Origin of the sequence: Pseudomonas sp. Irchel 3F3 (genome assembly GCF_900187545.1) — a bacterium.
GTDB classification, from domain to species: domain Bacteria; phylum Pseudomonadota; class Gammaproteobacteria; order Pseudomonadales; family Pseudomonadaceae; genus Aquipseudomonas; species Aquipseudomonas fortuita.
Genome location: NZ_FYDS01000003.1, coordinates 78,993 through 94,508 on the forward strand (window position 1 = coordinate 78,993; position 15,516 = coordinate 94,508).

The following is a 15,516-nucleotide window of genomic DNA, read 5'->3' on the forward strand; positions in this document are numbered from 1 at the left end:
AATCAGGCGTTAGCGGCGCACGACCAGCAGGCAGCCGTCTGGCTGGACCGTGGCGGTGAAGTTGGAGGTGACGAAGGTCGAAGTTTCGCGCTCGACGATGATCGCCGGGCCGTCCACACGGGCACCGACCTGCAGCTCTTCGCGTGGGTAGATGCCGGCTTCGACGAAACCGCCAGCGGCCACGTCGAACACCTGGCGCCGCGTGACTTCGTGGGCGCGGTAGGCAGCGCCCACTTCTTCGATGCGTGCCACCGGCGGCAGCGGCGAACTGGCCCGGACCGACCAGCTGACGATCTCGATGTCCGGTCCTTCGATGGGGCGGCCGAAGAAGCGGGTGTAGGCTTCTTCGAAGCGCGCCTTGAACTCTACCGTGTCGGCAGCGCTGAAGGCTTTGAAAGGCAGCGCGACGGGGATTTCCCAGCCCTGGCCGACATAGCGCATGAATGCGGTGCAGTCCATTTCCGGCTCGCCTTGCGGCATGCCCTGGCGCAGGAAGCCCAGCGACTCGGCTTTCATCTCGTCGATCAGGCCGTTGACTTGCGCGGCCTCGAACTCGGACAGGCGCACGAAGGCGCTGCGTACGGCCTCATAGCCGAACGGCGCACGCAGGAAGCCAATGGCCGAGCCCACCCCGGCACCGGCCGGGACGATGAAACGCGCCACGCCCATTTTTTCGCACAGCCGCGCAGCGTGTAGCGGGCCTCCACCACCAAAGGTGATCATGGTGTAGTCGGCGATGTCTTTGCCGCTTTCCACCGCGTGCACACGGCCGGCGTTGGCCATATTCTCGTCGACCACTTCGCACACGCCGAACGCTGCTGTGTCGGCCTGCATGCCCAGCGGCTGGCCGATCTCCCGGGCCATGGCGTTGGCGGCGTTGTCTCGGGACAGGCGTAGCGCGCCACCGGCGAAGTTGTCGGCATCCAGGCGACCAAGCAGCAGGTTGGCGTCGGTGATGGTCGGCTCCAGGCCGCCACGGCCATAGCAGGCCGGGCCAGGCTCGGACGCCGCGCTGTGCGGGCCCACGCGAATTTGGCGCATGCTGTCGATGCTGGCGATGGAACCACCACCCGCGCCGATCTCGACCATTTCCACCACCGGGATGGAAATCGGCATGCCGCTGCCCTTCTTGAAGCGGTAGGTACGTGCAACTTCGAAGGTTTTCGCGGTTTTCGGCACCTGGTCTTCGATCAGGCAGATTTTTGCCGTGGTGCCGCCCATGTCGAACGACAGCACGTTCTCCAGCTGGTAACGGCGGGCGATGTCGGCAGCAAAGATGGCACCACCGGCCGGGCCGGACTCCACCAGGCGCACCGGAAACTCTGCTGCGCTCTGCACCGAGATGATGCCGCCGCCGGAGTGAATCATGAACACCGGGCAATCGGCGCCCTCTTGCTTGAGGGTGACCACCAGGCGGTCCAGGTAGGATTTGATCAGCGGCTTGACGTAGGCATTGGCGCACACGGTATTGAAGCGCTCGAACTCGCGCATCTGCGGCGAGACTTCACTGGAGATGGAAATCGACAGCTGCGGCAGGCGCGCCTGCAGGGCATCGCGCAGCTGGCGCTCGTGGGCGCCGTTGACGTAGCTGTGAATGAAGCCGATGGCGACGCTCTGGTAGTTGCCTTCGGCGATGCGCTCGACCAGGGCATCGATTTCGGCCTGCGCAGGGGCAATCAGCACTTGGCCTTTGACATTCAGGCGTTCACGCAGGGTGTAGCGGTGTTCGCGGTCGATCAGCGGCGGCGGCAGGACGATGTTGATGTCGTACTGCTCGAAGCGGTTCTCGGTGCGCATTTCCAAGGTGTCGCGGAAGCCTTCGGTGGTGATGAAGGCTGTGCGTGCGCCACGGCGCTCGATCAGGGCGTTGGTGGCCAGGGTGGTACCGTGGATCAACTGATCAATGTCCGACAGCGCCAGGCCTGCCTGCTCCACCACCTGGCGCACGCCAGTGAGGATGGCCCGTTCGGGCAGCTCATAGTCGGTCAGGATCTTGGTCGAATGCAGCACGCCGTTCACGTCCAGCGCGATATCGGTGAAGGTCCCGCCTATGTCCACGCCGACCCGGCATGATGTCGCAGTCATCGTCATATCCCCTGCAGTGCTTTGTAGTTGTCTCGACCGGCTGAAACGGTCTTCATGTAAGTTATATGTTGTCTTACAGGTGGTCAAGCACCTATTTTCCCAAATCTCGCCTTCCTATGCCGGCTTCTGCCGGAGCGGTTCAGCGAGGCGCCAAACCGCCGCGAAGAGGCTGGCACAGGCAACACAACTGCTAGATCAACCCGCAGTCTTGACCATCCGCCCGCCACCCACCGCCTGCGCCGTGGGGAACACTTCCAGCCGCGACACATCCACCTGCCGGGGCATCTTCAGCGCCGCCAGCAGCAGCTGTGCGATGTCTTCCGGCTGGATCGACTCGTAGCCGTCATACAGCTCGCTACCCGCTGCCTGCATGCCCATCGCTGCCTTGTACAGCTGGGTCTGCACCCTGCCCGGGGCAATTTCGGTCACCCGCACCCCGCTGCCCAGCAGATCACAGCGCAAGGCATCGCAGAACAGGCTGACGCCGGCCTTGGACGCCCCGTACACCGCCGCACCAGGGTGCGGCGCGCGGCCGGCACTGGAGCCGATGAAAAACAGATGCCCCCTGCCCCGCCCGACCATGCCCGGCAACACCTGGCGCGCCAGGTGCAGCGGCGCCTTGAGGTTGATGTCGAGCATATTGTCGATTTCGGCTTCGTCGATGTCCTGGAACGCCGCACGGGTAGACAGAATGCCCGCGTTGTTGACCAGCACATCCACCGCCTGCCCTTCCAGCGCGGCAGCCAGCGACCGGTAGTCGCGCACATCCGCCTGCAAGGTGGTCACACCTGGCTCGCCAGCAAGCTCCGCCAGCGCCTGCGGGCTGCGCCCCACGGCAATCACCTGCAGGCCGGCGTCACGCAGCGCCAGCACGATGGCCTTGCCGATACCGCTGGTAGCCCCGGTCACCAGCGCGCGCTGGTAGCCCTCGGGGAATGCGACTTCAGGCATAGATGTAACCCCCGCTGACAATCACGTTTTCACCCGTGGCATAGCTGTTGCGGCTACTGCCCATCATCACGATCCACTCGGCGATTTCTGCCGGCTCCGCCGCGCGGCCCAGCGGGTTGGCGGCGGCCAGTTCGCCAAGGAAGCCCAACTGCTTGGCGCGCTCGGTGGCAAAACCGGCCGGCGCCACCGAGTTGACCAGGATCTGGTCCTTGGCACAGGCCTGGGCGAACGACTTGGTCAGGCTTACCACCGCAGCCTTGGTCGCCGCATAGTGGGCGTTTTGCGGGTGGGCCTTGAAGGCATCCACCGAGGTGACGTTGACGATGCGCCCGGTCACCGCCGGGGCTGCCACGTACTGCTGCATGTGGCGCACCGCCGCGACCATCATGTGGTAGGTGCCCTTGATGTTCACGGCGTTTTCCAGGTCCCACTCTTCGTCGGTGATCTCGAAGATGTCCTGGCGCGGGTAGATGGCCGCGCTGTTGACCAGGCAATGCACCCGTCCCAGGCCTTCAACGATCTGTGCGAAGGCTGCGTGGGCGGTGTCCTTGCGGGCAATGTCACCGACTGCGATTGCCACCTCCACACCCTGCCCGCGCAGCTCTTCTGCAGCTTGTACCAACAATTGCTCGTTGCGGTCGATCAGGCCGATTTTGCCAGCGCCACGCTTGACCATCAGCCGGGCTGTTTCCAGGCCCAGACCCGAGGCACCACCTACGATCACCACCGTTTGATTATCCACAAAACACCTCCGCGATTGAGTCTTTACGTAAGATGCCTGTTGTCTTACATTTGGTCAAACATCAATTCGCCGACAGGTGCTGCCATGCCCGCTTCCAGCCTCTCGCCCGTACCTACCCCACACGCCCGGGACCGCTTGCTGGAGGCGGCCACCGCGCTGTTTGCCAGCCATGGCTACCAGGCCATCGGCCTGCGTGACCTGGCCAGTCACCTGGGCCTGCGCGCCGGCTCGCTGTATCACCATATCGATACCAAACAGGGCCTGCTGTTCGAGCTGATCGAGTCGAGCCTGACCGACCTGCTGTATGAAACCCGACAATGCCTCAAAGGCGCCCGAGCCACCAGTGAACGCTTGCCCTGTTTTGTACAGGCCTTTGTGACCTACAGCCAAGCCAACCCGGACAAGCTGGTGTTGCTGACGCGGGAGGCCATGAATCTGAACGAGGAGCAACTGTTGCAAGTTGAACAGTTGAAAGCTGAATACAGCGGGCTACTCAGCGACATCGTCGCCGCCGAGTGCGGCCTGACGACTCCGCGCGCGCGGTCGATTGCCCATGCAGTGCTGGGCTTGCTGTGCGGGCAGGCGCAATGGGGGACTGTAATGACCGCCAAGGAGCAACTGGTGACCTTCGTGCAAGGCATCGTCGGTACCGGCAAAACAGCCGTACATCGATAAAATAGAATAACAATATAAATTCTTATTCTTTTTTTAATGAAAAATAATCCTCTATAACTCTCGCCACTGCACAGCCGCCAACACTTGGCCAACTGTTGGCAGCGCAACACCCGATCAACACGAAACGCCCGTCCGGCAACAGCAGCTCGCCTTTGAAAAGTTGCTGACTTGTTGATTTATATGGATTTTTTAATTCGGCACGACGATTGCTCAAGCAAAGTCCCGCTCAACCAGAACCGGAGACCTGCCCATGAGCACCCCACTGAACGTCGTAGCCCTGTCCGGCGGTACTTCCCGCCCTTCGCGTACCCTGGCCCTGACCGAGGCAATCCTCGCCGAACTGGCCGAACACCTGCACATCAAGCCGCACCTGATCGAACTGGGCGACATCGCCCGCCCGCTGGGCAGTGCCCTGTGGCGCAGCGAACTGCCCGAAACCGTCGAGCAGCAGCTGCGCCTGGTGGAAAAGGCCGACCTGCTGGTGGTGACCACACCCGTGTACCGTGGCAGTTTCACCGGCCACTTCAAGCACCTGTTCGACCTGATCGGCCAGGACGCCCTGGTCGACACCCCGGTACTGCTCGCTGCCACCGGTGGCAGCGAACGCCATGCACTGGTGCTCGACCACCAGCTGCGCCCGCTGTTCAGCTTCCTGCAGGCCCTGACCCTACCCATCGGCGTTTTCGCCAGCCAGGCGGAACTGGCCGACTATCGGGTGTCCAGCGATGCCCTCGCCGCCCGCATCCGCCTGGCCGCCGAGCGTGCCGTGCCGCTGTTCGGCGCCCACCACGCATTGCGTAAAAGCGCCTGAGGAGCGGCCATGAATGCACCTGTAAATGCCCCCCTGCGCCCGGCGTTGGCCATCGCCCGAGAACTGGCCGGGCAGTTTGCCCAGACCGCCGTCGAGCGCGACGAGCGCGGCGGCACGCCAAAAGCCGAGCGCGATGCGCTGCGTGGCAGCGGCCTGCTGTCGCTGGCGATCCCGCAGGCCTTCGGCGGCCAGGGCGCCAACTGGCACGACACCTTCGCGGTGGTGCGCGAATTCGCCCGGGTCGACAGCTCCATCGCCCATGTATTCGGCTTTCACCACCTGATGCTGGCCACCGTTCGCCTGTTCTCACGCCCGGACCAGTGGCAGCCGTGGTTTGAACAGACCGCCCGCAAACAGTGGTTCTGGGGTAATGCCCTGAACCCGCTGGACACGCGCACGGTGGTCAAGCACTTCGACGGCTGGTGCGAGTTCTCTGGCAAGAAAAGCTTCTGCTCCGGCGCCAGCGACTCAGAAATGCTCATCGCCTCGGCGGTGGACGAGCGTGCCGGCGGCAAACTGCTGATCGCCGCCATTCCCAGCGGCCGCACCGGCATCAGCCTGCACCGCGACTGGAACAACATCGGCCAGCGCCAGACCGACAGTGGCAGCGCCACATTCGAACGTGTGCGGGTCGAGCACAATGAACTGCTGCTCGACCCAGGCCCCCTGAGCACGCCGTTTGCCGCCCTGCGGCCGCTGATTGCCCAGTTGCACTTCGCCAACCTGTTCCTCGGCATTGCCGAGGGCGCCTTCGACGAAGCCCGTCAGTACACGCTGAAGGAAAGCCGGCCGTGGTTCCGCTCCAGCGCCGCCAGCAGTGCCGAAGACCCTTACGTGCTGCGTCATTACGGCGAGTTCTGGGTCGGCCTGGAAAGCGTGCGCCTGCTGATCGAACGGGCCGCGCGCCAACTGGACGCCGCCTGGGCCAAGGAACATGCCCTCACCGCCGAGGAGCGCGGCGACCTGGCGCTGGCCATCGGCACCGCCAAGGTCGCCGCCAGCCGCCACGGCCTGGACATCTGCAACCGCCTGTTCGAAGTCACCGGTGCCCGTGCCACCCATGCCTCGCTGCGCTTCGACCGGCACTGGCGCAACCTGCGCACACAAACCCTGCACGACCCGGTGGACTACCGCATCCACGAACTCGGCGAGTGGGCCCTCAACGACAAACGTCCTGCCCCATCCTTCTACTCCTGAGGACTGCCCATGCAACTGCTGACCCTCCCCCCGTCACCGACACTGGCCACCTCGATCAGGGCGACCGCACAGGTCTTCGAAGACCCCAGATCGCAGGCGCTGCTCGCTCACTTGCAACAGGTCGCCCCCAGCGAGGCCAGCGTCCTGATCATTGGCGAAACCGGCACGGGCAAGGAGCTGGTCGCGCGCCACATCCACAACCTCAGCGGCCGGCGCAACGGGCCGTTCGTTGCGGTCAACTGCGGCGCATTCTCCGAATCGCTGGTGGAAGCCGAACTGTTCGGCCATGAAAAAGGCGCCTTCACCGGCGCCCTGTCGGCCAAGGCCGGCTGGTTCGAGGAGGCCAACGGCGGCACCCTGTTCCTCGACGAGATCGGCGACTTGCCGCTGCCGATCCAGGTCAAGCTGCTGCGCGTGCTGCAGGAGCGCGAGGTGGTACGGCTTGGGTCGCGCAAGAGCATCCCGATCAACGTGCGGGTACTGGCTGCGACCAACGTGCAGCTGGAAAAGGCCATCAACGCCGGGCATTTCCGTGAGGACCTGTACTACCGGCTGAACGTGGTGACCTTGCAGTTGCACCCGTTGCGCGACCGCCCGGGTGACATCCTGCCGCTGGCCCGGCACTTCATCCGCACTTACAGCGACCGGCTTGGCTACGGACCGGTGGAACTGAGCCCCAAGGCCCAGGCCAAGCTGGTGGAATACAGTTGGCCGGGCAATATCCGCGAGCTGGAAAACGTGATTCACCACAGCTTGCTGACCTGTGGCGACGGTACGATACAGGCACAGGACCTGCGTTTGTCCAACCTGCGCATCGAGCGACAGGAAGAGAAGCGGGCAGGCAATGGTGTGGAGGACCTGCTACAGCGGGCATTCAGCCGGCTGTACGAGGAGCAGTCGGGCGACCTGTACGAGAAAGTGGAAAACGCCCTGCTGCGCTCGGCCTATCGGTTCTGCCATTACAATCAGGTGCATACCGCGCAATTGCTGGGGTTATCGCGCAACATCACCCGCACGCGACTGATTGCGATTGGCGAGCTGGTGGTGAACAAGCGGCGCGGGCAGGTACAGCAGGCGCTGGATAACCGGGTGGTGCGGTTGTCGATCTGAGTTTTGTAATGCCTGAGCCGGCCCTTTCGCGGCTAAAGCCACTCCCACAGGGACAGCGCAAGCTTGAAGCTTATGCAGTACCTGTGGGAGCGGGCGTGCCCGCGAATGGGTCAGGATGCCGTGCGCGGCATCAGTTCATACGGGTGCTTCCAGCCTGGCAGCGCCTGGAGCCGCGCCTTCCACGCCTCGATATGGGTGAACTCCGCCAATGGAATACCAGTGTCTTCCGGCATGAATACATACCCCGCCAACGACAGGTCGGCGATGGTCAGCCGGCCGCCAACCATGAACGGCGTCTTCGCCAGGTGCGCGTCGACAATGCGGTAAGCCGCCGTGGCACGCTCACGCAGGAACCGGGTCACGTCCGTTTCGCCGGTATTCTTCAGGCAGAACAGAAAGCGCAGCGCGGCGTAATAGCTGGTGAACTTGTGGTTGTCGAACAGCATCCAGCGCCAGATCTCGCGCTTTTCGTCATCGTCACGGGGCCCGAACTGGCCGGTCTGTTCGGCGAGGTAGTCCAGAATCAGCGCAGACTGGGTGAAACGCTTGCCAGCGTGCTCCATCACCGGCACCTCGCCCTGCTCGTTCACCTCATCGCGCCAGGTTTGCTCACGGGTCTGGCCATGGAAGAAGTCGACGAACACCGGCTGCCAGTCCTGGCCCGTGAGTTCGAGCATCAGCGCAGCCTTGTAGGCGTTGCCGGATTCGGCGAAGCAATGCAGCTTGTAGTCGGGCATGGTGGGACCTTCAGTTTCCTTTGAATGATCGTGTCGAGTCATTCACGGGTTCACCCGCGAAGAAGCCGTAGCGCCGAGCAAATCACGCTCGGCCCGGCGCGGTCAATCCGTCCGCAGGCAATCCTGCAGCCATAACATCCCGTTCCCCGTCCCTCCCGTCATAGTCCCGCCCAACCGCCAATGCCATATAGTGGACAAAAAAACACGGATAAAAACCATGTACAGAAACACCTCTACCCCCGCGCACGACAACGGTTGCGGCGGTTTCGGCGCCAACCCACGCCACATCGCCCGTGCCGGACGCCAGCATCGCGATTCGTTCGAGCGGCGCTTCCCGATGCTGTCTGGCATGGCGTTTGAATAGACGTGGGTGCCTCGATGGGCCTGTCGCGCAACCACCTGTCGCGCTTCGGTACCCTCGCTCCCAACGTGCATGCGGCGCTGTGCTGCAACGGCCTTGCCATCACCCGTGGCACAGCTACCGTTACCCTGCTGGCCGACTGGGTGAGCGGCGAACGCGACGCGCTGATCGACGTCCTTCTGGGCTCCGCAGGCCCCAACCGCAACCCGCCGGAGCCGCTGCTGAGCGCCGGCGTCAACCTCAACCTGCACCGGGGCCAGCGCCGCGCCGGCCTGCAAAGCTGATCAGGAGGCACCATGCATAGCCTTGGCATTCTCGGGGTGGGCGAGCTCACCGAAAAAACAGTCATCGGCCTGCGTCGCAGCGGTTTCGAAGGCCCCATCCTGTTGTCACCGCGCAATGCGCAACGGGCAGTCGTGCTGGCCCAGGAGCATGGTTGCCAGGTGATGGCAAGCAACCAGGCAGTGGTCGACCAGGCAGAACTTGTGATCCTTGGCGTGCGCCCGCAATCGCTCGCCGAACTGGCAAATGACGTACAGCTGCGCTCAGGCCAGCGCCTGGTCTCGCTCGCCGCCGGGGTCAACCTTGCGCAACTGTCCACCGCGTTCCCTGGTGCCCTCTGTGTGCGTGCGATGCTGTCGTATGCGGCGCAGTACAACCAGTCCACGGTAGTGGTGTGCCCACCCGATGCGCTCACTACGCAGTACCTGGAGCCACTGGGCAAACTGGTGGTGCTGCAGGGCGAGCCGGAATTCGAGCTGGCCACCGTGGCGGCGTGCATGAATGGCTGGTTCTACTTCTTGCTACACGACCTGCAGCAGTGGCTGATGGACAAAGGCCTGCCCGCAACCGAAGCGCGTGCGCTGGTGCTGGGCAACCTGCAAGACTGCGTGGCCAGTGCCGGGCAGCAGCCGGCGTGTACGCTCAAGGCCTTGGGCGAGGCCATTGCCACGCCGGGCACCTTTACTGCCGATGGCCTCGCGGTGCTGATGCATCAGCCGGTAAGCGCCACCTGGGGCGCGGCATGCGAGGTGGTGCTAGACGGGCTGTTGACGCGGTCAGGGCGGGCCGGGCACTAAGGGATGATCGAACGTATCAGCCCCGGTAAACGGACCAGCCGTTTTCGTGTGCTTTGCCCCGGGGGAAGACCACCAACCAGTTGGCCTGCCCCTGCCTCGGGGGCCGCGCGGCGGCCCCGACAATCTCCAGCCTGCAAAGGGAACTACCCGCCCCCCTGGCCCTCTTAAACACTGAGTGGTTTATTTCCCTGTGCTTCACGTATTGGAGAACTCGACATGCGCCACCTACTCCTCGCCCCTGCGCTGCTGCTCCTGCTGCCTGCCGGTGCTGCCCTGGCCCGCGTCGATGCGGGCGACGTCGCCACCTCAGCCGGTGTTTCCGCTTCGCTGTATTCGACCTTCAAGGACGACAAACGGATCATCCCGGCCCGTGACGAGCTTTCTGCCTTCGTCGCCAGCGGCGGTGCAATCCGTGGCGCCTATGTAGAGTCGGCGCTGGAACAGGCGCGCAAGGACCACCCAGGGCTACAGGCCAATGATGAAGAACTGGCCAGGGCTATTCTTTCTCAGGATGACCGCATAGCCGATCATTGAGGCAATCCTGTGCCGGCCCTTTCGCGGGCAAGCCAGCGAAAGAGCCGGCACAGGCAGCATCACCCCCAACCATCCATGCGCATGGTCGCCCTGACCAGGCGCTGCTCTTCCTGCTCGATCTCCCGCAAACTGTCGCGTATCCCGTTGATATGCTCACGCGCAGCCCGCTGCGCCTGCTCCGGCAATTGCTCCATCACCGCCTGATACAACCGCGCATGCTGCCGATCAATCTGGCGTTTCTGAGCCGGCCGGCAGTACAGGTTGTTGACCGAAGCGAACACGGTGCTCAAGGTCAGATCACTGAGCGATTGCAGGGTATGCACCAGCACCGGGTTATGTGACGCTTCGCTGATCGCCCGATGGAAGGCATGGTCACGGCGGGCATGCTCACGGGCGTCCAGCGCCTGGGCCGACTCGTGGGCAGCCAGCATTTCTTCATAACGCCGGCGAATCAGCAAGCGGTCGACCTCGGTGGCACGCAACGCTGCCAGCCGCGCCGACTCGGCCTCCAGCAAAGCCCGTACCTCCAGCAAGTCGAACAGCGTGCGTGGCTGCGAACTAAACAGGTGCATCAATGGGGTGGCACCCACCTGCCCCGTCAGGTCAGCAACGAACGAGCCTCGCCCCTGCTCGGTGTCGATGATGCCGCGCCCGCGCAAAATGCGTAGCCCTTCACGCAGGGCCGAACGTGAACAACCCAGCTTCTCTACCAGCCGCCGCTCCGATGGCAGGGCCTGGCCCACCTTCAGCACGCCGTCGACGATCAGCCGCTCGACCCGCTCGGCCACCTGGTCGGCGACCTTGGCTTTGCCGTCAGTAACCATTGTGCACCCTCCTGCTGGTAGGACCAGTTAGCCCATCTATCCAAATCTAGCCGGGTAAACCCATCAATAACCAGTACCACGGCGAAAAACTGGTAGGACCAGTGCCCGCCATGCTCGACCCCAGGCGCTGGCACGCGCAGGCTGCAACCGTGACCGCTTTGCCAACAACAACAAAAACCGTTGCCGAGTGAGCCGATGAATATCCTGTACGACGAACGCGTCGATGGCGCGCTACCCGCCGTGGACCAGGCAGCCCTGCTGCAGGCACTGCACAGCGCCCTGCCGGACCTCGATATCCTGCACCGCGAAGAAGACCTGAAACCCTACGAATGCGATGGGCTGTCGGCCTATCGCACGGTGCCGCTGCTGGTGGTGCTGCCCGAGCGCCTGGAGCAGGTGCAGACGCTGCTCAAGCTCTGCCACCAACGCGGCGTACCGGTGGTAGCGCGTGGCGCCGGTACCGGCCTGTCGGGGGGTGCCCTGCCGCTGGCCAAGGGGATCCTGCTGGTGATGGCACGTTTCAACCGCATCCTTGAGGTCAACCCACAGGGCCGCTACGCCCGTGTGCAACCCGGCGTACGCAACCTGGCCATCTCCCAGGCCGCCGCACCTCATGGTATGTACTACGCGCCAGACCCGTCCTCGCAAATCGCCTGCTCCATTGGTGGCAACGTCGCCGAGAACGCAGGTGGCGTGCACTGCCTCAAATACGGCCTGACCGTGCATAACCTGCTGAAGGTGGACATTCTCACGGTCGAAGGTGAACACCTGACCTTGGGTAGCGATGCCCTGGACAGCCCCGGCTTCGACCTGCTGGCACTGTTCACCGGCTCTGAAGGCATGCTCGGCATTGTCACCGAAGTGACCGTGAAACTGCTGCCCAAGCCTCAGGTGGCACGGGTGCTGCTGGCCAGTTTCGACAGCGTCGAGGACGCTGGCCGGGCAGTGGCTGACATCATCGCCGCCGGCATCATTCCAGGCGGCCTGGAGATGATGGACAACCTGGCAATCCGCGCCGCCGAAGACTTCATCCACGCCGGCTACCCGGTGGACGCGGCGGCCATCCTGTTATGCGAACTGGACGGCGTGGAGGCCGATGTGCACGACGACTGCGAACGGGTGGCCGCGGTGCTGACGCAAGCCGGCGCCCGCGAGGTGCGGCTGGCCTGCGATGAGGCCGAACGCGTGCGCTTCTGGGCCGGGCGCAAGAACGCCTTCCCGGCGGTGGGGCGCATTTCCCCGGACTACTACTGCATGGACGGCACCATCCCGCGCCGCGAACTGCCGCGGGTACTCAAGGGCATCAGTGACCTGTCCCGCGAATACGGCCTGCGCGTGGCCAACGTGTTCCACGCCGGCGACGGCAACATGCACCCGCTGATCCTGTTCGATGCCAACCTGCCCGGGGAGCTGGAACGGGCCGAAGCCATCGGCGGCAAGATCCTCGAACTGTGCGTGGCGGTGGGCGGCAGCATTACCGGCGAGCACGGCGTAGGCCGCGAAAAAATCAACCAGATGTGCGCCCAGTTCAACAGCGACGAAATCACCCTGTTCCACGCGGTCAAGGCCGCCTTCGACCCGCAGGGCCTGCTGAACCCCGGCAAGAACATCCCCACCCTGCACCGCTGCGCCGAGTTCGGCGCCATGCATGTGCACCACGGGCAACTGCCCTTCCCTGACCTGGAGCGTTTCTGATGAGCATGGACCGCGACATCAGCCAGGCCCTGCTACAGCAGGTCACCCAGGCCTTGAACCACGGCACGCCACTACGTATCCAGGGCAGCAACAGCAAGGCCATGCTCGGCAGCCCGGTGGCCGGCGAAGTTGTCGACACCCGCAGCCACCGTGGCATCGTCAGCTACGACCCCACCGAACTGGTGCTCACCGCCCGTGCGGGCACACCGCTGCGCGAGATCGAAGCGGCCCTGCACGAGGCCGGCCAGATGCTGCCCTGCGAACCGCCGCACCTGGGCCCCGAGGCCACCCTGGGCGGCATGGTCGCGGCGGGCCTGTCCGGCCCCAGGCGGCCGTGGGCCGGGTCGGTACGTGACTACGTGCTCGGCACGCGGGTAATCACCGGCCACGGCAAGCTGCTGCGCTTTGGTGGCGAGGTGATGAAGAATGTGGCCGGTTACGATGTATCACGGCTGATGGCGGGTAGCTTCGGTTGCCTGGGGCTGTTGACTGAAATTTCCTTGAAAGTGCTGCCTCGGCCGCGCGAATGCCTGAGCCTGCGCCTGCCGATGGGCTGCCACCAGGCACTGGCCGAGCTGGCCGAATGGGGCCAGCAGCCGCTGCCGATCAGCGCGGCCTGCCATGACGGTGACGCCCTGTTCCTGCGCCTGGAAGGCGGTGAAGGCTCGGTGCAGTCGGCCCGCCAGCGGCTGGGCGGCGAAATGCTCGACAGCGGTTTCTGGAGCGACCTGCGCGAACAGCGCCTGGCGTTCTTCAGTGACCCTGCGCCGCTATGGCGTTTGTCGCTGCCCAACGCCACCGGCGAGCTGCAACTGCCCGGCCAGCAGTTGATCGACTGGGGGGGTGCCCAGCGCTGGCTGAAGTCCAGTGCACCGGCGCAGGCGATTCGCGACCACGTCGCCAAGGTGGGCGGCCACGCCACCTGCTACGCCCCCGGGGCAGCCAGCAGCCCACCCCTGCCCGCCGCACTGATGCGTTACCACCGTGCCCTCAAGCAGCAACTCGACCCCCAGGGGGTGTTCAACCCTGGCCGCCTGTACCCGGACCTGTGAGGCCAGACCATGCAAACCAACCTGAGCGAAACAAGCCGCCGGCTGGCCCGCGCCGACGAGGCCGAAAGCATCCTGCGTTCCTGCGTGCATTGTGGGTTTTGCACCGCCACCTGCCCTACCTACCAGTTGCTGGGCGATGAACTGGACGGCCCGCGCGGGCGCATCTACCTGATCAAGCAGGTACTCGAAGGCGAGCCGGTCACCGCCAGCACCCAACAGCACCTGGACCGCTGCCTGAGTTGCCGCAACTGCGAAACCACCTGCCCATCCGGGGTCAGATACCACGACCTGCTGGACATCGGTCGCGCCGTCGTCGACCAACAAGTACCACGCTCGCTCGGTCAGCGCCTGCTGCGCCAGGGCCTGCGTGCGGTAGTGCCACGCCCGGCGCTGTTCAAGGCCCTGACCCGCAGCGGCCAGGCCCTGCGCCCACTGTTGCCGGGCACGCTCAAGCGCAAACTGCCGGCGCACATCACGGCACCCGGCGAGCGCCCCGCGCCACGCCACGCACGCCAGGTGCTGATGCTGGAAGGCTGCGTGCAGCCGACCTTGTCACCCAATACCAATGCCGCTGCGACGCGCCTGCTCGATCGCCTGGGGATTAGCGTGCAACCCATCCACCAGGCCGGCTGCTGTGGCGCGGTGGACTACCACCTCAATGCCCAGGAGCAAGGCCTGCAACGTGCGCGGCGCAATATCGACGCCTGGTGGCCGGCCATCGAAGCAGGTGCCGAAGCCATCGTGCAAACCGCCAGCGGCTGCGGCGCGTTCGTGCGCGACTATGGCCACCTGCTGGAACACGACACCCGCTACGCAGCCAAAGCGGCCAGGGTCAGCGCCCTGTCCCGCGACCTGGTAGAAGTACTGCGCGATGAGCCGGTCGAGCAACTGGGCCTGTGCGCCGAGCAACGCCTGGCCTTCCACTGCCCCTGCACGCTGCAACACGCCCTGAAACTGGGGGGTGCGGTAGAGGCGCTGCTGACGCGCCTGGGCTTTACCCTGACCTCGGTACCGGACGGCCACCTGTGTTGCGGCTCGGCTGGCACCTATTCGCTGACCCAGCCTGCGCTGTCACTGCAACTGCGTGACAACCGCCTCAACGCACTGGAAAGCGGCAAACCGCAAGTCATCGCTACCGCCAACATCGGCTGCCAGGCCCACCTCGCTGGGGCCGGGCGCACGCCGGTACGGCACTGGATCGAAATCGTCGAAGCCGCCTTGAACCCGGAGAACCCCCATGCATAGCAAGTTCGTGATCGGCCAGGCCGACGTCGCCCGTGTGCTGGCCGCCGCCCGCCAGGAAGCCCTGGCCCAGCATTGGAACGTGACCATCGCCGTGGTCGACGACGGTGGCCACCCCTTGGCCCTGGAGCGCCTGGATGGCTGTGCGCCGGCCAGTGCCTACATAGCCGTGGAGAAAGCCCGCACCTCCGCGCTGGGGCGCAAGGAAACCCGGGATTACGAGGAAATGGTCAATGGGGGCCGCACTGCATTCGTCACCGCACCGCTGCTGACCAGCCTGGAGGGTGGCGTGCCACTGCGGGTGGATGGCCAGGTGGTGGGTGCCATTGGTGTGTCCGGGGTCAAGTCCGAACAGGATGCCCAGGTGGCCAAGGCTGGAGCTGCAGCCCTGTAGATCCTGTGCTGGCTTCTTCGCGGGCTT

The 15,516-nt window shown here is 64.6% G+C and carries 16 protein-coding genes and 1 pseudogene; 11 read left to right on the plus strand and 6 right to left on the minus strand.

Features of this window, described 5'->3' with window-relative positions:
- Positions 1-9: 9 nt before the first annotated feature.
- The 3 genes from CKW35_RS06410 to CKW35_RS06420 all read right to left on the minus strand — a co-directional run bounded on the left by CKW35_RS06410 (position 10) and on the right by CKW35_RS06420 (position 3,778).
- A complete protein-coding gene (locus CKW35_RS06410; protein WP_095115473.1) occupies positions 10-2,085 on the minus strand; it encodes a hydantoinase/oxoprolinase family protein in 2,076 nt (691 codons plus the stop codon).
- A 195-nt stretch (positions 2,086-2,280) separates the two neighbouring features.
- The gene (locus CKW35_RS06415; protein WP_016487599.1) at positions 2,281-3,036 is read right to left on the minus strand and encodes an SDR family oxidoreductase; all 756 of its coding nucleotides are present in this window, start codon (positions 3,034-3,036) and stop codon (positions 2,281-2,283) included.
- On the minus strand, positions 3,029-3,778 hold the full coding sequence (locus CKW35_RS06420) for an SDR family NAD(P)-dependent oxidoreductase (RefSeq protein ID WP_016487600.1): 750 nt from the start codon (positions 3,776-3,778) through the stop codon (positions 3,029-3,031). The genes CKW35_RS06415 and CKW35_RS06420 overlap by 8 nt, the downstream gene beginning before the upstream one ends.
- A gap of 84 nt (positions 3,779-3,862) precedes the next feature.
- Here CKW35_RS06420 and CKW35_RS06425 point away from each other — a divergent pair, with 84 nt between their 5' ends.
- The gene (locus tag CKW35_RS06425; RefSeq protein WP_095115475.1) at positions 3,863-4,453 is read left to right on the plus strand and encodes a TetR/AcrR family transcriptional regulator; all 591 of its coding nucleotides are present in this window, start codon (positions 3,863-3,865) and stop codon (positions 4,451-4,453) included.
- Between the two features lie 22 nt (positions 4,454-4,475).
- Here the strand turns inward: CKW35_RS06425 and CKW35_RS27770 are convergent, their stop codons facing one another.
- Positions 4,476-4,667 carry a hypothetical protein gene (locus CKW35_RS27770; RefSeq protein WP_139138779.1) on the minus strand — a complete coding sequence of 64 codons (192 nt, stop codon included), beginning with the start codon at positions 4,665-4,667 and terminating at the stop codon, positions 4,476-4,478.
- 36 nt (positions 4,668-4,703) lie between these two features.
- Here CKW35_RS27770 and msuE point away from each other — a divergent pair, with 36 nt between their 5' ends.
- The 3 genes from msuE to sfnR are packed head-to-tail and all read left to right on the plus strand — an operon-like array spanning position 4,704 to position 7,571.
- Positions 4,704-5,264 carry an FMN reductase gene (gene msuE / locus CKW35_RS06430; protein ID WP_016487602.1) on the plus strand — a complete coding sequence of 187 codons (561 nt, stop codon included), beginning with the start codon at positions 4,704-4,706 and terminating at the stop codon, positions 5,262-5,264.
- A gap of 9 nt (positions 5,265-5,273) precedes the next feature.
- A complete protein-coding gene (locus CKW35_RS06435) occupies positions 5,274-6,461 on the plus strand; it encodes an acyl-CoA dehydrogenase family protein (protein WP_016487603.1) in 1,188 nt (395 codons plus the stop codon).
- Positions 6,462-6,470: 9 nt separating this feature from the next.
- Positions 6,471-7,571 carry a sigma54-dependent transcriptional activator SfnR gene (gene sfnR, locus CKW35_RS06440; protein ID WP_095115477.1) on the plus strand — a complete coding sequence of 367 codons (1,101 nt, stop codon included), beginning with the start codon at positions 6,471-6,473 and terminating at the stop codon, positions 7,569-7,571.
- 110 nt (positions 7,572-7,681) lie between these two features.
- Here the strand turns inward: sfnR and CKW35_RS06445 are convergent, their stop codons facing one another.
- On the minus strand, positions 7,682-8,308 hold the full coding sequence (locus CKW35_RS06445; RefSeq protein ID WP_016487605.1) for a glutathione S-transferase family protein: 627 nt from the start codon (positions 8,306-8,308) through the stop codon (positions 7,682-7,684).
- A 307-nt stretch (positions 8,309-8,615) separates the two neighbouring features.
- Between CKW35_RS06445 and CKW35_RS06450 the strand changes: the two are divergent.
- The 3 genes and pseudogenes from CKW35_RS06450 to CKW35_RS06460 all read left to right on the plus strand — a co-directional run.
- Positions 8,616-8,953: pseudogene (locus CKW35_RS06450) on the plus strand (FAD-dependent oxidoreductase); the annotation flags it as partial.
- A 12-nt stretch (positions 8,954-8,965) separates the two neighbouring features.
- Positions 8,966-9,748 carry an NAD(P)-binding domain-containing protein gene (locus CKW35_RS06455; protein WP_095115479.1) on the plus strand — a complete coding sequence of 261 codons (783 nt, stop codon included), beginning with the start codon at positions 8,966-8,968 and terminating at the stop codon, positions 9,746-9,748.
- A 216-nt stretch (positions 9,749-9,964) separates the two neighbouring features.
- Positions 9,965-10,282: a DUF2388 domain-containing protein gene (locus CKW35_RS06460; protein WP_016487609.1), complete on the plus strand. Its 318-nt coding sequence runs from the start codon at positions 9,965-9,967 to the stop codon at positions 10,280-10,282.
- A 59-nt stretch (positions 10,283-10,341) separates the two neighbouring features.
- Here the strand turns inward: CKW35_RS06460 and glcC are convergent, their stop codons facing one another.
- Positions 10,342-11,106 carry a transcriptional regulator GlcC gene (gene glcC / locus CKW35_RS06465; RefSeq protein ID WP_016487610.1) on the minus strand — a complete coding sequence of 255 codons (765 nt, stop codon included), beginning with the start codon at positions 11,104-11,106 and terminating at the stop codon, positions 10,342-10,344.
- Between the two features lie 195 nt (positions 11,107-11,301).
- Between glcC and glcD the strand changes: the two genes are divergently transcribed.
- The 4 genes from glcD to CKW35_RS06485 are packed head-to-tail and all read left to right on the plus strand — an operon-like array spanning position 11,302 to position 15,489.
- Positions 11,302-12,801, plus strand: coding sequence for a glycolate oxidase subunit GlcD (gene glcD / locus CKW35_RS06470; protein ID WP_095115480.1), 1,500 nt, complete (start codon positions 11,302-11,304; stop codon positions 12,799-12,801).
- Positions 12,801-13,853 carry a glycolate oxidase subunit GlcE gene (glcE, locus tag CKW35_RS06475; RefSeq protein WP_016487612.1) on the plus strand — a complete coding sequence of 351 codons (1,053 nt, stop codon included), beginning with the start codon at positions 12,801-12,803 and terminating at the stop codon, positions 13,851-13,853. Before glcD ends, glcE begins: the two co-directional genes overlap by 1 nt.
- Positions 13,854-13,862: 9 nt before the next feature.
- Positions 13,863-15,098, plus strand: a complete 1,236-nt coding sequence (glcF, locus tag CKW35_RS06480; protein ID WP_016487613.1) for a glycolate oxidase subunit GlcF — start codon at positions 13,863-13,865, stop codon at positions 15,096-15,098.
- The gene (locus CKW35_RS06485; RefSeq protein ID WP_016487614.1) at positions 15,091-15,489 is read left to right on the plus strand and encodes a heme-binding protein; all 399 of its coding nucleotides are present in this window, start codon (positions 15,091-15,093) and stop codon (positions 15,487-15,489) included. Before glcF ends, CKW35_RS06485 begins: the two co-directional genes overlap by 8 nt.
- The last annotated feature ends 27 nt before the right edge of the window (positions 15,490-15,516 follow it).